15 protein-coding genes and 1 tRNA gene are annotated in these 17,165 nt (G+C 53.4%); 10 read left to right on the plus strand and 6 right to left on the minus strand.

Features of this window, described 5'->3' with window-relative positions; all coding sequences use genetic code 11:
• Window positions 1–80: 80 nt before the first annotated feature.
• From flhC to otsB, 4 genes are all read right to left on the minus strand, one after another.
• Window positions 81–659: a flagellar transcriptional regulator FlhC gene (gene flhC / locus E0E17_RS17545; RefSeq protein WP_130835276.1), complete on the minus strand. Its 579-nt coding sequence runs from the start codon at window positions 657–659 to the stop codon at window positions 81–83.
• Window positions 659–1,009 carry a flagellar transcriptional regulator FlhD gene (flhD, locus tag E0E17_RS17550; RefSeq protein ID WP_130835277.1) on the minus strand — a complete coding sequence of 117 codons (351 nt, stop codon included), beginning with the start codon at window positions 1,007–1,009 and terminating at the stop codon, window positions 659–661. The genes flhC and flhD overlap by 1 nt, the downstream gene beginning before the upstream one ends.
• Window positions 1,010–1,973: 964 nt before the next feature.
• Window positions 1,974–3,416, minus strand: a complete 1,443-nt coding sequence (otsA, locus tag E0E17_RS17555) for an alpha,alpha-trehalose-phosphate synthase (RefSeq protein WP_130835278.1) — start codon at window positions 3,414–3,416, stop codon at window positions 1,974–1,976.
• Window positions 3,391–4,206 (minus strand): trehalose-phosphatase, encoded by an 816-nt coding sequence (gene otsB, locus E0E17_RS17560; protein ID WP_237680805.1) that lies wholly within the window; start codon window positions 4,204–4,206, stop codon window positions 3,391–3,393. The genes otsA and otsB overlap by 26 nt, the downstream gene beginning before the upstream one ends.
• A gap of 127 nt (window positions 4,207–4,333) precedes the next feature.
• Here otsB and E0E17_RS20270 point away from each other — a divergent pair, with 127 nt between their 5' ends.
• The 3 genes from E0E17_RS20270 (at window position 4,334) to msrA (ending at window position 5,863) form a co-directional block, all read left to right on the plus strand.
• Window positions 4,334–4,483 carry a hypothetical protein gene (locus E0E17_RS20270; RefSeq protein WP_165446243.1) on the plus strand — a complete coding sequence of 50 codons (150 nt, stop codon included), beginning with the start codon at window positions 4,334–4,336 and terminating at the stop codon, window positions 4,481–4,483.
• A gap of 211 nt (window positions 4,484–4,694) precedes the next feature.
• A complete protein-coding gene (locus tag E0E17_RS17565; RefSeq protein ID WP_165446244.1) occupies window positions 4,695–5,261 on the plus strand; it encodes a flavin reductase family protein in 567 nt (188 codons plus the stop codon).
• 68 nt (window positions 5,262–5,329) lie between these two features.
• Window positions 5,330–5,863, plus strand: a complete 534-nt coding sequence (gene msrA / locus E0E17_RS17570) for a peptide-methionine (S)-S-oxide reductase MsrA (protein WP_130835279.1) — start codon at window positions 5,330–5,332, stop codon at window positions 5,861–5,863.
• Between the two features lie 33 nt (window positions 5,864–5,896).
• Here msrA and phoA read toward each other — a convergent pair whose 3' ends face one another.
• Window positions 5,897–7,303 (minus strand): alkaline phosphatase, encoded by a 1,407-nt coding sequence (gene phoA / locus E0E17_RS17575; RefSeq protein ID WP_130835280.1) that lies wholly within the window; start codon window positions 7,301–7,303, stop codon window positions 5,897–5,899.
• Window positions 7,304–7,543: 240 nt separating this feature from the next.
• Between phoA and E0E17_RS17580 the strand changes: the two genes are divergently transcribed.
• From E0E17_RS17580 to fbpC, 7 genes are all read left to right on the plus strand, one after another.
• Window positions 7,544–7,631 (plus strand) — tRNA-Ser (locus E0E17_RS17580).
• A gap of 569 nt (window positions 7,632–8,200) precedes the next feature.
• Window positions 8,201–8,830, plus strand: coding sequence for a response regulator transcription factor (locus tag E0E17_RS17585; RefSeq protein WP_130835602.1), 630 nt, complete (start codon window positions 8,201–8,203; stop codon window positions 8,828–8,830).
• Window positions 8,830–10,368 (plus strand): MASE1 domain-containing sensor histidine kinase, encoded by a 1,539-nt coding sequence (locus E0E17_RS17590; RefSeq protein ID WP_130835281.1) that lies wholly within the window; start codon window positions 8,830–8,832, stop codon window positions 10,366–10,368. Before E0E17_RS17585 ends, E0E17_RS17590 begins: the two co-directional genes overlap by 1 nt.
• A gap of 63 nt (window positions 10,369–10,431) precedes the next feature.
• Window positions 10,432–11,766, plus strand: a complete 1,335-nt coding sequence (uhpC, locus tag E0E17_RS17595; RefSeq protein WP_272940801.1) for an MFS transporter family glucose-6-phosphate receptor UhpC — start codon at window positions 10,432–10,434, stop codon at window positions 11,764–11,766.
• On the plus strand, window positions 11,763–12,794 hold the full coding sequence (locus E0E17_RS17600; protein WP_130835283.1) for an ABC transporter substrate-binding protein: 1,032 nt from the start codon (window positions 11,763–11,765) through the stop codon (window positions 12,792–12,794). Before uhpC ends, E0E17_RS17600 begins: the two co-directional genes overlap by 4 nt.
• Before the next feature lie 69 nt (window positions 12,795–12,863).
• Window positions 12,864–14,942 (plus strand): ABC transporter permease, encoded by a 2,079-nt coding sequence (locus E0E17_RS17605; protein WP_130835284.1) that lies wholly within the window; start codon window positions 12,864–12,866, stop codon window positions 14,940–14,942.
• A gap of 11 nt (window positions 14,943–14,953) precedes the next feature.
• Complete coding sequence (gene fbpC / locus E0E17_RS17610) at window positions 14,954–16,000, plus strand: ferric ABC transporter ATP-binding protein (protein ID WP_130835285.1); 1,047 nt, start codon at window positions 14,954–14,956, stop codon at window positions 15,998–16,000.
• A gap of 95 nt (window positions 16,001–16,095) precedes the next feature.
• On the opposite strand, the gene phoH is transcribed toward fbpC, so the two are convergent.
• Window positions 16,096–16,884 (minus strand): phosphate starvation-inducible protein PhoH, encoded by a 789-nt coding sequence (gene phoH, locus E0E17_RS17615; protein WP_130835286.1) that lies wholly within the window; start codon window positions 16,882–16,884, stop codon window positions 16,096–16,098.
• Between the last annotated feature and the right edge of the window lie 281 nt (window positions 16,885–17,165).

Consider the following 17,165-nt stretch of genomic DNA (forward strand, 5'->3'; position numbering starts at 1 on the left):
CAGGTGTTATTCCCAAACGCGAGGCAAAAAAAAGCAGCGGTATCAACCGCTGCTGGATGTCTTCCACGTTGCGAACAAACTTAAACGGCGTGTTTAACCTGTTCATCCAGCAGTTGTGGAGGGGTATCGGCAGAATCTGCAGAAAGTTTACGTCTTTTTACCGCTCGCGACGGCGGCTGGCACAGGCTGCAGACGAAACTGCCCACAGGCTGATGCGCATGGTTGATAAAACTTCCGCCGCAGCATTTGCAGTCGGCCAGCTCAAGCATGCCACTTTCTACAAAGCGCACCAGGGTCCAGGCGCGCGTCAGCGCCAGCAAAGGCCCTTCGTCCGATTGCGGACACTGCTCCAGATAGAGCCGGTAAGCTTTGATAACCGCATCCACGCCGCTGCTGAGCCGGGTTTTCAGCAAAAACTGCCAGGCGTTGCAGAACATGGAGGCATGAATATTTTGTTCCCACGTCATAAACCAGTCAGTGGAGAACGGCAGCATGCCTTTAGGAGGAGGACTGCCACGTAACTCTTTGTAAAGCTTGATCAAGCGACCACGGCTAAGCTGGGTTTCACTCTCCAGCATCTGTAACCGCGCGCCAAGCGAAATCAGTTCCATCGCCAGCTGAATATCACGAGCTTCCTGAACGATGCTTTTTTCGCTCATTACACTGCCCTCTTCTTCGCTGCGGCTTCCTGCTGAGAAGCGTTACGCAGTAAACGACTGGACAGTAAAATTCCGGTATGAATTTGCTGCAGTTCGTCCACGCGTGATTCCTGCGTCAGGCGGTTAATATGGTTGTGATCGGTAAAGCGAAACTGGCAAACCAGCTGATTAGTTTCAGCTAACTTAACCATTTCTGGCAAAGTTAATTGGGATAACGCATCTGCCATTGGCTCATCAATCCCTAAACGAAACATTGCTGATGCTTTTTCCTGATTTATTAAGCGTTGCGCAAGCAACAAATATGACAGATTGATATCATAAATATGTTTTAGTAATTCTGATGTACCCATTTTTCCATCCTGATAGATGCTACATAAAGCTACCGCGAATAAATTATTTCGCGTATGAATTTGCTGGTTGGTAAATCTAAAGATGGCAAAAATAATCAGGCAAAAGCCAAACGTTTACTGAAAGCTGTTTATTTTCCCGGTGGGAAAAATAGTCAGTTGTAGTCATAACCCCAGGCCAATCTTTTCTTGAGTCGTAACCATCTTCCGTGACGTCTGCTTACAAGTTTTAAGACTAATCCGAAAACAAGGCAAATCTATCCGTTCTGATTTGCACATACAACGACACCAGCATGAAATTTTAGATAAAGTGTGATGCAGATCACACTTTTGGGCGGATTATTTTTCATAAAGCTTCAGAAACGCTTTCCTGTTGTCTTTTTCATCACTAAAAACCTTTTGTCTCGCTAATCTTTTTTTCTAAAACAGGTTATCTGGATGTTAATTCAGCGCAGCGAAACGGGTTAAGGCCTTTCCGCTGCCTGATTGTCATTATCACCATACACTCAACCAATAATTGGCATTTATGCAGAGTTAACCCCTGTTTATGCAGGCAGATATTAACTTTGAAATTAATCACTTAACTAAATTACCTCTCTGCATTGTCAACGAAAAGGCAAATTTTTGTAAAAGTCATTAGCATCTATTCTGAAAACTGATGATAAAAAACGGCGCTTAAGGCTGCATTCTGAAACAAGAACGCAACAACCAATTAGTTAAGAGATACGGATGAATAGGTGCACTGAGTGTTCGCCACAACAAAAGTATTGCCACTAAGGCACTGGCATAACGCGCATGAGAGAAAGCAGATAAAGCGGCTGCCGCAGGAAAGAGAAGGGAAATCGATTAAAATCAGGATATCAGGAGGACACAGAAGCAAAATCGGGTTTCTGCGCCCTGCTGGCGTAGAAACCCAAAGCTTAATACGATGATAAGTGCGGGCGCGCCAGGCGGCGCACCCGCAACGTCAGGCGAGTTTCGGGAAGGTAGCAATCTTGTTTTCAGTCTGGTGAGCATCGCTGCGCGCCGTCACCGCGCGCAGATCCTTCAGAAAATTCTCACGCCAGTGGTTGATATCATTCTTGCGTAACACATGCATCATATCGTTATAGCGAGAGATTCTTTCCGTGCGCGGCATGGTCAGCGCTTTATCCAGCGCAGCGGCCACTTCATCGCGATCGTACGGGTTGACGAGCAGCGCGGAAGTCAGCTCGTTAGCGGCACCAGCAAAGCGTGACAGGATCAGTACACCCGGATCGTCAGGGTCCTGCGCAGCCACATACTCTTTCGCCACCAGATTCATCCCGTCACGCAGCGGCGTAACCAGACCGACGTCCGTTAAACGGAAAATTTTCATCAGTAAGCGGCGATCGAAATGCTGGTTAAGGTAATACAGCGGCGTCCAGCCCAGGGTGCCATATTTACCGTTAATACGTCCCGCTTCAGTTTCCAGCTGATGACGAATATCCTGATAAGCCTGCACATCGCCACGGGAAGTCGGCGCTATTTGCGAGTAGCGGATTTTTCCCCGATGCTGCGGATAATTTTCCAGCAGGGCTTCATAAGCGAGGAAGCGTTCCGGCAACCCTTTGGAATAGTCAAGACGCTCACAGGCAATAATATTCTTCGCATCGCCCAGTTCACGCTTCATCGCCGCCATTTTCGGCGGCAGCGGACCTTCCGCCATCTCTTTAATGCTGTCGGGTTCAATACCGATCGGATAGACCTCGGTCATAAAGCTGTTGCCGAAGGCCCGATGCTGTTTGCCCTCTTTGGTCTGCACCTGGGTCAGCTGGCTGAGACACTCCAGGAAGGCCTGGCGGTCAGATTCGGTCTGAAAGCCCAACAGATCGTAGTCACACAGCATCTCCAGCAGTTCCTGATGCGGCGGCAGCGCATTGAAAATCTCCGGCGTCGGGAAAGGAATATGCAGGAAGAAACCGATACGGTTGGTCACGCCGAGATTGCGCAGCGCGGCGGCAAACGGCAGCAGATGATAATCGTGAATCCAGAGAATATCGTCCGGTTCGATAAGCGGCTGCAGTCGCTTCGCCAGTTCTTCATTCACATGGCAATAGCCATCCCAGGCTTCACGCTGGAACTGAACAAGATCGAGGCGATAGTGAAAGGCGGGCCAGATGACGGTATTGGAAAACTGACAGTAATAGAGATCGTAATCATTCTGACTCAGCGGAAACGAGGCGTAGGTAATGCCATCATGCTCCATGCGGGATAGGGTAGCGTTTTCATCGTCATCTTCAGTAATTTCGCTTATCTCTCCATTCCAGCCAAACCACAATCCGCCGGTGGCTTGCAATGCGTCAAGAATACCTACGGCAAGGCCGCCCGCACTGGTTTTTGAACCATCTGGAATAGCGATACGGTTAGATACGACCACTAAGCGACTCATAATCTTGACTCCTTAACGACGTTGTCTTGTCTTTCTCTAATTGTAATAGTAATTGTTCAAGCCACTGATGGACCTCTTTTACCCCGTGCAGGCGGTAGCGGGCGTGACTTGAACCTTCTCCAACTTTTACGGAAATGCCTTGCATGGCATTCACAGCGAGAAATCCTTTTTCATCTGTAAGATCATCCCCAATAAAGACCGGGATTCGTCCGGTGAATGGCGTTTCTTGCATAAAGGCACTGATTGCAGCACCTTTGTCGATTCCCTGCGGTTTAATCTCCACGACACATTTACCTGGCTGAAGCGCCAGCGCCGGATAACGTGCTACGGCCTCTTCTGCCAGCTGCAGAATGGCCTGTTCATATTGCATGGCCCGGCGGTAGTGCAGCGCAAAAGCCATGCCTTTGACTTCAAGCTCTGTTCCTGGCCATTGATCCAGCGTGCTCTGCAGCTGATGCTGCAACGCCCGGGCGACATCCTCCGGCAAACTGACGCAATGCATTTCACCCTGCGCATCACGGCGCTCCGCACCATGTACGCCGGCTGTCGGCAGCGTTAAAGGTGCGGCCAGTTGATCGAGTTGCGCAACAGGTCGGCCAGAAACCAGCGCCAGCGCACCGTGACATAACTCAGCAAGACGCTGCAGATGCGAACATACCTCAGCGGGGATAGAGACGTCATCGGGACGCGGCTGCAGTGTCGCCAGTGTGCCGTCCACATCAAAGAAGAAGGCATACAGGCCACCGCTCAGAGCGGGTAACATGCTGTTTTCATTGGCTGTCTGGGTCACACCTGTGCTCCTGTTTGCATGGTATTACGCGATGCGCAACCTGACATATCGGGCTGGTACAGGCAGGCCAGGTTACGTACCTGAATTGCCATCGCGTGAGGAGTAACTGATGCCACGGAGAGGTTATGTGAGTCTGGAACAGGCAACGGCGGGCGTTGCGATGAACCTTACAGCGATGAGGTTTGAACTGACAGAGAGTATTTCAATGGGTAACGCTCCACAAACCAATAAGTTATTGCTGACACATCAACCTGACTACGAACATCATCAGGCTTAAGTGTAGAAGGCATTTCTGGTTTTGCCAGAAAATAGCCGTCATCACTTGCTAAATGGAGATATTTGACTACTTTATCCGCGATTAGCCGCCCTGATACCCGCTTTATGCCGCAGCACTGCGCTGAAAAGGGCAGCGACGCTATGTTGTCGCCTCACGGCGATGGCGATACCGCTACACTTAAAGGCGAATTCCTGTACAAAGGAGTAACGCCATGCGTCAACGCATCCACAAAGTCGATTTCCCGGTTGAGAAAGCGCGCAAATATCTGGAACCCGGCCCGGTGCTGCTGCTCAGTTCGCAGTTCGGGGCTCACAGCGACATTATGACGCTGGGGTGGCACACCATCCTCGAATATTCCCCGTCGCTGGTGGGTTGCATGATATCTGGCATGAATTTCAGCCACGAGCTGATCCGCAACAGCGGCCAGTGCGTGATCAATGTCCCCACGGTCGAACTGACCGATGCCGTGGTGGCGATCGGCAATAGCCACGGCGATAAGCTGGATAAGTTTGCCGCTTTTGATCTGACCGCCGAGCCCGCCAGCAAGGTCAACGCGCCGATGATTGGCGAATGTTTTGCCAGCTTTGAATGTCAGCTTTATGACGACTCGATGGTGGATACTTACAACCTGTTTATTTTTGAGATCGTCAAAGCGCATGTCGCCGCGCAGCCGGAGTTTCCTGTAACGCTGCACTATACCGGCGAAGGCCGTTTTACCGTGATGAGCGAGAAAGTGCTGGATCAGAGCCGGGCCTTTAAACCGGAGATGTTGATTTAACGCTGGTTGAATTTGCTTTAGGCTGTCCCCACAGATAAAGCACGATACCTGAACGGGAGTAAATCATTATGGCAATCGAATACGCAGTGATCGCGGGCGGCTGCTTCTGGTGTACGGAAGCAGTATTCAAGGACGTGATTGGCGTCGAATCGGTTGAGAGCGGCTATACTGGCGGGGAACGTCCGAACCCGACTTATGAACAAGTCTGTAGCGGCGCAACTGGCCATGCAGAGGCGATTCGCATTGGCTTCGATCCGGAGCAAGTCTCCTATGGCGACTTGCTGGATATCAGCTTTGCGACGCACGATCCCACCCAGCTTAATCGTCAGGGCAATGATATCGGAACGCAGTATCGCTCCGCTATTTTCCCGGCTAATGCGCAGCAGGAAGCGGAAGCGCGCGCGGCAATCGCTCGTGCTCAGCAAGATCATCAGGAGCCTGTGGTAACAACCATCGAGCCTCTTAAAGCCTGGTATCCGGCGGAAAATTACCATCAGGATTACTGGGAAGGAGCCGGTCAGCGCAACGGCTACTGCCTGGCAGTGATTCCACCAAAACTGCAAAAGCTGCGAAAAAGCTTTGCTAACCGGGTGAAAAGTTAATTCAGCGGGCGGACCTCTGGTCCGCCCTTTCTGTTACTGGATCCCCAGCGCGTTGCGCATGGTGAAGAAAAGATCGGTCTGATCGGTCAGTCCCACTACGTTCGCCGCCTGCGGACCATAGGCGGCAATGCGCAACTGCGTCCCGGTATGTTCCTGCGCATCCCCTTCTGAATTGCCGTAGCTCATTGTCATTACCGCCCCATCCCGGGTGTGCAATGCCTGCGTCAGTCCCGGCGCTTTGGTGCCGTTTTCCACGATCTGGCTGCTGTGCGCATGGTCGGCAGTGACGATCACCAGCGTATTCCCCTCTTTACGGGCAAACTCCAGCGCTTTCTGCACCGCTTCGTCGAGATCAACGGTTTCGCCAATCTGCCCGCACGGATTCGCCGCATGATCCTGTTTATCAATGGAAGCGCCTTCCACCTGCAGGAAGAACCCGTTCGGGTGCTGGTTCAGTAAGGCGATCGCTTTTTCTGTCATCTGCGCCAGCGTCGGCACCGTGGCGTTACGTGCCTGATTGGGCTCGCAGGTCACTACCGGTTTATCAATATTGCCGTGGTAACTGGCTTTGGGCCCCTGCCAGCGTACCGGCATATTGCCCTCTGCGAACAGGCCGAGCAGCGGTTTCTCCTGGCTGGCGCTACTGACCGCCTTCAGCCCCTCCAGATCGCTGATCAGCTGATAGCCCAGGCTTTCCGCCTGTTCACGCAGCGTTTTTCCCTGGAAATCGCCCGCTTTCGCCACCTCGCTGAAGGTTTTCGCGCCGCCGCCCAGCGTGACATCGGCGCGGGTTTTCAGCAGCTGTTCTGCGATCGATCCTTTTCCGCCCCGCTCCAGCGCGTTGCCCGGACAGAGTTCGCTGGTTTTTTCCGGTCCATAACATTTGCGTGAAGTGACATGAGCAATCAGCGCGGCGGGCGTGGCATCTTCCAGTTCCGCCGTGGAAACATTGCCTGTGGCTTTCCCGGCCGCTTTCGCCAGCTCCAGAATGGTGACCTGATCCTTGCCGTTCACATCGACACCCAGCGCGCCATTGTAAGTTTTGGTGCCGGTTGCCCAGGCGGTGGCAGATGCCGCCGAGTCGGTTACATAATTCGGCTGATGCGTTTTTTTATCCAGCGAGTAGTGCGTGTACTGGCCGGTGAGCGGCAAAGCATCAATACCTTTAAAGAAGCCGCCCGCGCCCCGCGCCAGGTTGCGCGCCGCGGTGATCTCTGAATCCCCCATGCCATCGCCAATCAGCAGGATGACATTTTTTGCCGTGCGGTTGCTGAGTGAGGCTTTCAGCCACTCCGTTTGTTCCTGAGTGACACGGCGGGCACCGCCCAGCTGCGTGAGATCGCCCTGCGCAGCACGGGAATAGTCATCCGTGGCAGCAATAGTGGGTGTGGCAATCAGCGCAGAGAGGAGAGAAACGGTAAAAAGGCGAGCGTAATGCATTCTGGTTGTCCTTATCAGCAGATCATCATTATTTTCCTCCCGCCAGTGTGGCGCGCCAGTGTGACACTTTTGTGTTATGTCGATGGCATTCTGATGACAGCCAGAGGGGATTGATGAGCAAAAAAGCGATTCGCTCACACCTTAAGCGGATAGAAGAAAAGAAAAAAATAGTGCTTGACCCTTTTAATCTCCCCCCCTATAGTAGCGCCCCGTTGGCCAGCGCGGTCAGCAAAAAAATGTGGTGAGGTGTCCGAGTGGCTGAAGGAGCACGCCTGGAAAGTGTGTATACGGCAACGTATCGGGGGTTCGAATCCCCCCCTCACCGCCATCATTTCAGAAGAGAGCCTGAACGCAAGTTCAGGCTTTTTTCGTTTATAATCTGCCTGTGAGGGGGATGATGAGAACCCCCGCCGGGGTTCGACAAAACGGCAGGAAAGCCGTTTTGCATGGCCGTCAGGCCACCCGCAGGGCGAGCGCCAGGGAGGGCGCGAGTGACATCCCTCCCTCACCGCCATCATTTCAGAAGAGAGCCTGAACGCAAGTTCAGGCTTTTTTCGTTTATAATCTGCCTGTGAGGGGGTGATGAGAACCCCCGCCGGGGTTCGACAAAACGGCAGGAAAGCCGTTTTGCATGGCCGTCAGGCCACCCGCAGGGCGAGCGCCAGGGAGGGCGCGAGTGACATCCCCCCTCACCGCCATCATTTCAGAAGAGAGCCTGAACGCAAGTTCAGGCTTTTTCCGTTTATAGCATTATGCATAAACACAATGACGGAATCGTTTACAGGGCCGCATAAAGCGTACTATTTTGCTACTTCCATTCCAGAATTACGCCTGATCAATTGCCAGCGCAGCGGCAACAGGCATTATAGGGCCATGATTTAGTAAGAGAGTATGAACATGATTCGCGTGGCGCTGGTCGATGATCATGTAGTAGTACGTTCCGGCTTTGCGCAATTACTCAGTCTGGAAGATGACCTTGACGTCACCGGGCAGTACAGCAGCGCGGCGGAAGCCTGGCCTGCGTTATTGCGTGATGACGTTAATGTTGCGGTCATGGATATCGCCATGCCGGATGAAAATGGGCTGAGTTTGCTGAAACGCCTGCGTGCGCAAAAACCGCATTTTCGCGCCATTATTCTCAGCATTTATGATACCCCCACCTTTGTACAGAGCGCACTCGAAGCAGGCGCCAGCGGCTATCTGACGAAATGCTGCGGGCCGGAAGAGTTAGTGCAGGCAGTTCGCTCTGTCGGGATGGGCGGTCATTATCTGTGTGCCGATGCGCTGCGGGCTCTGCGCGGCGGAGAGCAACCCACTCAGGTGCTGGATATTCTGACCTCACGGGAACGTGAGGTGTTCTTTTTGCTGGTCAAAGGTCACAGCGTGAAAGAGATCGCCTTTCAACTCGATCTCAGTCATAAAACGGTGCATGTGCACCGGGCCAACGTCTTAAGCAAACTGCAATGCCACAGCACCATTGAACTGGTGCATTTTGCCCTCGATCATCGACTGCTGACGGGGCAGTAATGTCGCACCCTCTCCGCTACTGGGTCATCTCGCTGTTTATTCTGCTGGCCTGGGGTAGCAGTTGGCTGATGCTGTGGACGCTTGGCTTCTATCTGACCCGGGACGGCCAGCAAGCGGCGCTGTTGCTGCCGCATGGCGTCTATCTGGCGCTGTTGATCCTGCTTGCGCGTCGTTACTGGCCCGCGCTGGTGCTGCCACCGCTCCTGATGCTGCTCTGGCTACACCAGGAACAGTTACTGAACGGCTATATTCTGCCCGCTACCCTGTTTATCAGCTTGCTGCCTGCCCGCTTCGCGCAAAGTTTCTGGCACCGTTTCTCCCTTTACTGGCAACGGTTAACGCTGTTACTGGCAGCAGTTACCGCCACCGCCTTGCTCAACACCGCCCTGCTGTCGCCCTTTGTGAAAAGCCCGGCCTTGCTGCTGGGGCTCTCCTCCTTTACCGGCGGTGTGTTGCTGACGCCTTTCATCTATTTGATCTTTGAATTCCTGCGCCAGCAGCATCACCATCACTTACTGGGTCTGGAGATCACGAACCCGCCGCTACGCACGTCGTTAATTATCTGGTGCAGCCTGTTCTTTATTATCGGCATCGGCACGCAGATGGTGCTGTCACCGGAAATTGAGCGCCTGTTGCTGATTGTAGTCTTTCTGCCGAATGTGGTGATGGCCTGGAAGTTTGGCTGGCAGGGCGGCGTGCTCTCTGCCCTGCTGGGCAGCATCATGATCACCATCGCCCGTCAGGTCAGCGTAGGATTCAGCAATCTGATCGAGCTGGAGATTTTTCTGGCCTCCCAGGCGCTTCTCGGCATCGGACTGGGGATAGCCATCAGCCGTCAGCAGCATCTGGCGCAAAACCTGCACCATTACCGCCAGCGACTGGAAGCGGAACTGGCAGCGCGACGCGCGCTGGCTGAAAAACTTATCCATACCGAGGAGGACACGCGTAAAAATCTGGCGCGTGAACTCCATGATGAAATCGGCCAGAACATCACCGCCATTCAAATCCAGTCCCAGTTAGTGAAACGATCACGCGATGCGGCGCACACCCAGGCCGCCGCCAGCCAGATTCATGAGCTTGCCCTGCGTATTCATCACTCCACGCGCCAGCTGTTACGCCAGCTACGCCCCCCGGCGCTGGATGAACTGACCTTTCAGGAGGCGTTGCACCATCTGCTCAACGAGTTCGCCTTTAATGAACGCGGTATCCGCTGCCGCTTTGACTATCAGTTAGTCGCCACGCCGGAAAGCGAAACGTTGCGCTTTACCCTGTACCGTCTCCTGCAGGAGTTACTCAATAATATTTGCAAACATGCTGCCGCCAGCGAGGTGGTTATTGTGTTACGCCAGCAGGGGGATTTTTTGCATCTGGAAGTAAAAGACAATGGCGTAGGCCTCAGTCCTGGTAACCTCTCTGGTTTCGGTATTCAGGGAATGCGCGAGCGCGTCAGCGCCCTGGGCGGCGAACTGGCGCTGGAAGCGCAGCCCGGCACACGCGTAATTGTTAACTTGCCCACAAATTTGCAACAAAACGTCTGATAACCAGGAAAAAGTCTTAGTCACTCCGGAATTTCTCTCATCCCCTTTCAATTTCACTTTCTTATAGTCAGCAAAACGGAGACGTCTATGCACGCAGACTCAGCAATTGAAATCAACCAACGTTACCGGACGCTGCGTCCACGCTTGTTGCTGTGCATTGTCATTGGCTATGCCGCGTTTTACCTGACGCGTAAAAGTGTGAACTACGTACTGCCGATGCTGCAGACAGATCTGGGACTGGATAAAGGGGATATCGGGCTACTGGGGTCGCTGTTTTATCTGACTTACGGCCTGTCGAAATTTATCGCTGGACTGTGGCACGACAACTACGGACAGCGCTGGTTTATGGGCGCAGGCCTGTTCGCTACCGGTTTGCTGAACGTGTTGTTCATCTTTGGTGAGTCACTGCCCTTGTTGCTGGCGGTATGGACCCTGAATGGCTTTTTTCAGGGCTGGGGATGGCCACCCTGCGCCCGACTACTGACCCACTGGTATTCGCGCAACGAGCGGGGTTTCTGGTGGGGCTGCTGGAATACCTCGATCAATATCGGAGGCGCGATTATCCCGTTGATTAGCGGTCTGGCCGCCCACTGGTGGGGCTGGCAGGCAGCGATGCTGATCCCCGGGACGATCAGCATGGTCTTAGGCGTCATGTTAATACAGCAGCTGAAAGGAACGCCCGTGGAAGAAGGTTTGCCGTCGGTAGGAAGATGGCGCAACGACCCGCTGGAACTGCGCCAGGAACAACAAAGCCCGCCCATGGGGCTGTGGCAGATGTTGCGTATCACGGTGCTTAAAAATCCGCTGATCTGGCTGTTGGGTGTTTCTTATGTGCTGGCCTATTTGATCCGTATTGCACTCAACGACTGGGGCAACCTCTGGCTGATGGAAAGCCATAACGTCAATCTGCTCAGCGCTAACGCCACCGTGATGTTGTTTGAAGCTGGCGGTTTGCTCGGTGCGCTGTTTGCCGGATGGGGCTCGGACTTACTGTTCAGCGGTCAGCGCGCGCCCATGATTTTGCTGTTCACGCTGGGGTTGATGGCCTCTGTGACCGCATTGTGGCTGGCCCCGGTTCATCACTATGCGCTGCTGGCGGCCTGTTTCTTTACTGTGGGCTTTTTTGCCTTTGGCCCACAGATGTTGATTGGGCTGGCTGCCGTGGAGTGCGGACACAAAGCAGCGGCGGGTTCTGTCACCGGTTTTCTCGGCCTGTTCGCCTATCTGGGCGCTGCGCTGGCGGGCTGGCCTCTGTCGTTGATTATTGAAAACTACGGCTGGTCGGGGATGTTTAGCGTGCTTTCGGTCGCCGCGATACTGATGGGTTTATTACTGATGCCGCTTCTGATGGCGGTCATTACTACCTCTCCTACTCCTGATCAAAGGATAAAACAATGAAAAAAACACTGGTCACGACGCTGATTGCTTCCGGCATTGCGCTGGCAACATTAAACGGGGCCGCACAGGCTAAAGGTCGTCTGGTGGTCTACTGCAGTGCGACCAATGAAATGTGCGAAGTGGAAACCAAAGCCTTCGGCGAAAAATATGATGTTAAAACGTCGTTTATCCGTAACGGCTCTGGCAGCACCCTGGCCAAGGTCGATGCAGAGAAGAAAAACCCGCAAGCCGACGTCTGGTATGGCGGTACGCTGGATCCGCAATCTCAGGCCGGTGAGATGGGTCTGCTACAACCTTACAAGTCCCCTAACCTTGAGCAGGTGATGGAAAAATTCCGTGATCCGGCGAAGCTAAAAGGCAACTACTCCTCAGCGGTCTACGTTGGCATTCTCGGCTTCGGCGTGAATACCGAACGCCTGAAAGAAAAAAACCTGCCAGTGCCCAAATGCTGGAAGGATCTGACCAAACCCGAATACAAAGGCGAAATCCAGATTGCCGATCCGCAAAGCTCCGGTACGGCTTATACCGCACTGGCGACCTTCGCCCAATTGTGGGGTGAAGATGAGGCCTTTGATTACCTCAAGCAGCTGAACGCCAATATTTCTCAGTACACCAAATCGGGCATTGCCCCGGCGCGCAACGCCGCACGCGGTGAAACCGCCATTGGTATCGGCTTCCTGCATGACTACTCGCTGGAAAAAGAACAGGGTGCGCCACTGGAGCTGATTTCCCCCTGTGAAGGCACCGGTTATGAAATTGGCGGCGTCAGCGTGTTGAAAGGCGCACGTAACCTCGACAACGCCAGACTCTTTGTTGACTGGGTATTGTCCAAAGAGGCCCAGGAGCTGACCTGGAAGAAAGGCAAGTCCTATCAGATCCTGACCAACACCACCGCCGAAACCTCGCCGAACTCACTGAAGCTCGACGATCTGAAACTGATCAATTACGACATGGATAAATATGGCTCAACTGATGTCCGTAAAGCACTGATTAATAAGTGGCTCAGCGACGTAAAAATGAGCAAATAAACCTCTGTTTTACGGTAATTGCCGGGTAGCGGCGCGGCCTTACCCGGCCTGAACATCCGGAAAAAAACTATGTCACAGACAATTGCATTACATCCCGTGAAAAAACGGGATGCGATCTTCTACTGGGTTTTGCTGGGCTGGCTGGGTTTCGCCCTGCTGCCGAGCTGGAGCCTCGATTACAGCCTGCTGGAGTCCACGCGCGAAGAAATTATCGACGCCTACGGCTGGTCTCAATTCAATATCAGCTGGTTATGGTATCTCCTCCCCAGCCTGTTACTGATTCGTCCGTTTCATGAAGCCGGACGGGAACAGGGTAACCGCCATTACCTTGATGCCGGTTGGGCATTTTGCTGCATGGCCTTTATTGTTATCAGCGCCACGCTGGAGGGACGCGGTTTAGGCTATGCCACTATCGTGTTGTTTGTTGCGCTGGGCGCCATTATGACGCTGGCGCTCGCCCGCCTGGAATGGCTGGGCGGCGACCGTTTTGTGATTGGTTCACTAATCACCATCCTGGCGTTAATTGGCGTGTTTATTATCTGGCCAAGCATCGCCATTTTCATTCCCATCTTCACTAATGATGCAGGCGAATTCGCCCCGCTGGCCTTTGTTCATGTATTGTCGCAGTCCCATATTCTGCAGGTCATTCTGAACTCCATTGTGCTGTCAATTGCCGTAGGGGTGGGATGTACCTTCTTTGGCCTGGTGCTGGCGATTTACACAACCCGTATCGCCAGACGTAGTGCATTCATTGGTCGCATCTTCTCTATTCTGCCAATCGTTACGCCGCCCTTTGTTGTGGGTTTAGGCGTGACGCTGATGATGGGTCGCTCCGGTTACATCACGGAATTTATGGTGGACTGGTTTGGACTGACTAACACGAACTGGCTGTACGGCTTTACCGGCATCTGGCTGGCGCAGGTACTGGCATTTACGCCGATGGCGTTCATGATCCTCGACGGTGCGATCAAGACCATTCACCCCTCGCTGGAAGAGGCTTCCTATACGCTGCGCGCCAACCACTGGCAGACCTTTAACGGCGTATTTGTCCCGCTGCTGAAACCGGCACTGGCGAACGCCTTCCTGATTGTAGTGGTGCAATCGCTGGCTGACTTCAGTAACCCGCTGGTGCTGGGCGGAAACTTTGACGTTCTGGCCACCCAGATCTACTTCTACATTACCGGTTCGCAGCTCGATTATCAGGCCGCCAGTACCTTGGGTGCGTTCCTGCTGCTGTTCTCGCTGCTGGTGTTCTGTATCCAGTATATGTGGATCGGCAAACGTTCCTACGTCACCGTATCGGGGAAATCATACCGCGGCGACGTTCAGCCGCTGCCGGTGGCGCTGGTGTGGAGTGTCATCGCCCTGCTGGCGGTGTGGGTTGCCTTTAATACCCTGCTTTACGGCAGCATCTTCTACGGCAGTTTTACCGTTAACTGGGGCGTGGACTACACCCTGACGCTGGATAACTTTATCAAGCTGTTCGGCCAGGGGATGAACGACGGGGCATGGCCTTCACTGCTTGATACCCTGCTCTACGCCGGGATCGCTGCGCCTGTTACTGCCGCTTTCGGCCTGTTGATCGCCTGGATCGTGGTACGCCAGCAGTTCAGGGGCAAAAAGACCATTGAGTTCACCACCATGCTTTGCTTTGCCGTTCCGGGCACCGTGGCGGGCGTCTCTTATATCCTCGCCTTTAACAGCGCACCGGTCTATCTCACCGGCACCGCCGCGATTGTCATCATGTCCATGGTGATGCGTAACGTACCGGTAGGTATTCGCGCCGGGATTGCCGGCTTAGGTCAGATCGATAAATCGCTGGATGAAGCTTCGCTCAGCCTGCGCGCCGGCTCCCTGCGTACCATTACAAACATTCTGCTGCCGCTGCTGCGCCCGGCGATCCTCTCAGGTTTGATTTACAGCTTTGTCCGCGCCATTACCACTGTCAGTGCCATTGTGTTCCTCGTGACGCCGGATACCCGCGTTGCGACAGCCTATATTCTGAACCGCGTGGAAGACGGCGAATACGGTGTGGCCATTGCCTACGGTTCGATTCTGATTGTGGTAATGCTGGCGATTATTTTCATCTTTGACTGGCTGATCGGTGAAGCGCGTATCTCCCGTTCAAAAGCCAAAAACCAGGCGTAATGGAGTGCTCTATGAGTCAGAAAAATTTCGTTGAACTGCGTAACGTCACCAAGCGATTCAACAACAATACGGTAATTGACAAAATCAATCTCACTATTCCGCAGGGGCAAATGGTCACGCTGCTCGGCCCATCGGGCTGTGGAAAAACCACCATTCTGCGCCTGGTGGCGGGTCTGGAGAAACCAAGCGAAGGACAAATGTTCATTGATGGTGAAGATGTCACCCATCGCTCCATTCAGCAGCGCGATATCTGTATGGTGTTCCAGTCTTATGCGCTGTTCCCGCATATGTCGCTGGGTGACAACGTGGGCTACGGCCTGAAGATGCTCGGCGTATCGCGCCCGGAGATCAAAGCCCGGGTGAAAGAAGCACTGGCGATGGTAGATCTGGACGGCTTCGAAGATCGCTATGTCGATCAAATTTCCGGGGGACAGCAGCAGCGCGTGGCGCTGGCGCGCGCCTTGATCCTGAAGCCGAAGGTGCTGCTGTTTGATGAGCCCCTGAGTAACCTGGATGCTAACCTGCGTCGCAGTATGCGTGACAAAATCCGCGAGCTGCAAAAGCAGTTTAATATCACTTCTCTGTACGTGACTCACGATCAGAGCGAAGCCTTTGCGGTTTCCGATAAGGTGCTGGTCATGAATAAGGGGCATATCATGCAGATGGGCTCCCCGCAGGATCTCTATCTCCAGCCAGCATCGCGCTTTATGGCGAACTTTATGGGGGACGCCAACCTGTTCCCGGCCAGCTTCAGCAAGGATTATGTTGATGTCTACGGTTATCGTTTACCGCGTCCGCAACACTTTGTCGCGCAGGGGTCAGGTACCGTCGGCGTGCGTCCGGAGGCGATCACACTGAGCGATCGCGGCGATGAAAGTCAGCGTTGTGTTATTCAGCATGTAGCTTACATGGGGCCGCAGTACGAAGTGACGGTAGTCTGGCATGGCCAGGAGATACTGTTACAGGTCAATGCCACCCGTCTGCAACCGGATGTGGGCGATCACTATTACCTGGAAATCCACCCGTACGGCATGTTTGTCTTAGCCGATGCGGCGTAATCTGATGCCGGGCGTGACATTATCCTCTCCCCGGCACACTTTCTCGGCCTGAAGCAAAAAAACCCGGCTGGCGCCGGGTTTTTACATTTTTACTGTCATTCGTAAGCATGCAGTGTGCGCTGGCAGAGTGCCGAACGCACGCAGTCCTCTTTCTCAAAACGGATGATGCCAATCATCTCGTCCTCTTCAAAGCGCGCCAGCGCATCGCTGAGACCGGACTTCACGCCTGCAGGCAAATCACACTGGGTAATATCGCCGTTCACGATAACTGTCACATTCTCACCCAGTCGCGTCAGGAACATCTTCATCTGTGCAGCAGTGACATTCTGTGCCTCATCCAGGATCACCACAGCATTTTCAAAGGTGCGTCCTCGCATATAGGCGAACGGGGCAATCTCAACCTTGCCAATTTCAGGACGCAGACAATATTGCATAAAGGAAGCGCCAAGACGTTTAACCAGAACGTCATAGACCGGCCGGAAATAGGGGGCAAATTTCTCGGAAATATCTCCGGGGAGAAAACCGAGATCTTCATCCGCCTGCAATACCGGGCGCGTAACGATAATCCTTTCAACATCCTTATTTATCAGGGCCTCAGCCGCTTTTGCGGCGCTGATCCAGGTTTTCCCGCATCCGGCTTCACCGGTGGCAAAGATCAGCTGCTTTTTCTCTATGGCATTAAGATAGTGCGCCTGAGCCTCATTCCTGGCCTCAACTGGTGACCGGTCGCGCGTATCGCGCGCCATACCAATCGCATCCAGCCCACCCATTTGCACCAGCGAAGTGACCGATTCATCTTCACGCTGACGATGACTACGAGAGTCATTACGAAGCACTCGTCTGGCTTCACGACGCGCTTTGATCACTGCTTTCTGTCTTCCCATAGTGGCACCTTACAGTTGGTTTCATTTCCCGCTTCGGGTTCTGGCCCGTTGCGATTACGTGAACGCTTTAGAGGTTTTTGGCTTCCTTTTGAGCCTTGATAAGCCATGAGAAAAGTGTGCAACAGCGCCGAAACGCGATTGCGCACCGGTTAAAAGAAACAGCTGTATGATTTGGCAGAAATAAAAGGTGAAGAAGATAAACCCGAGGGAAGTAAACCCCCGCGTGGTGGTGCGATGTTAAGCGGTAATCACTTTGTCCTTTAAAGGACCTGCCCATTCAC

Origin of the sequence: [Erwinia] mediterraneensis (assembly GCF_900604315.1) — a bacterium.
GTDB classification, from domain to species: Bacteria; Pseudomonadota; Gammaproteobacteria; order Enterobacterales; family Enterobacteriaceae; genus Pantoea; species Pantoea mediterraneensis_A.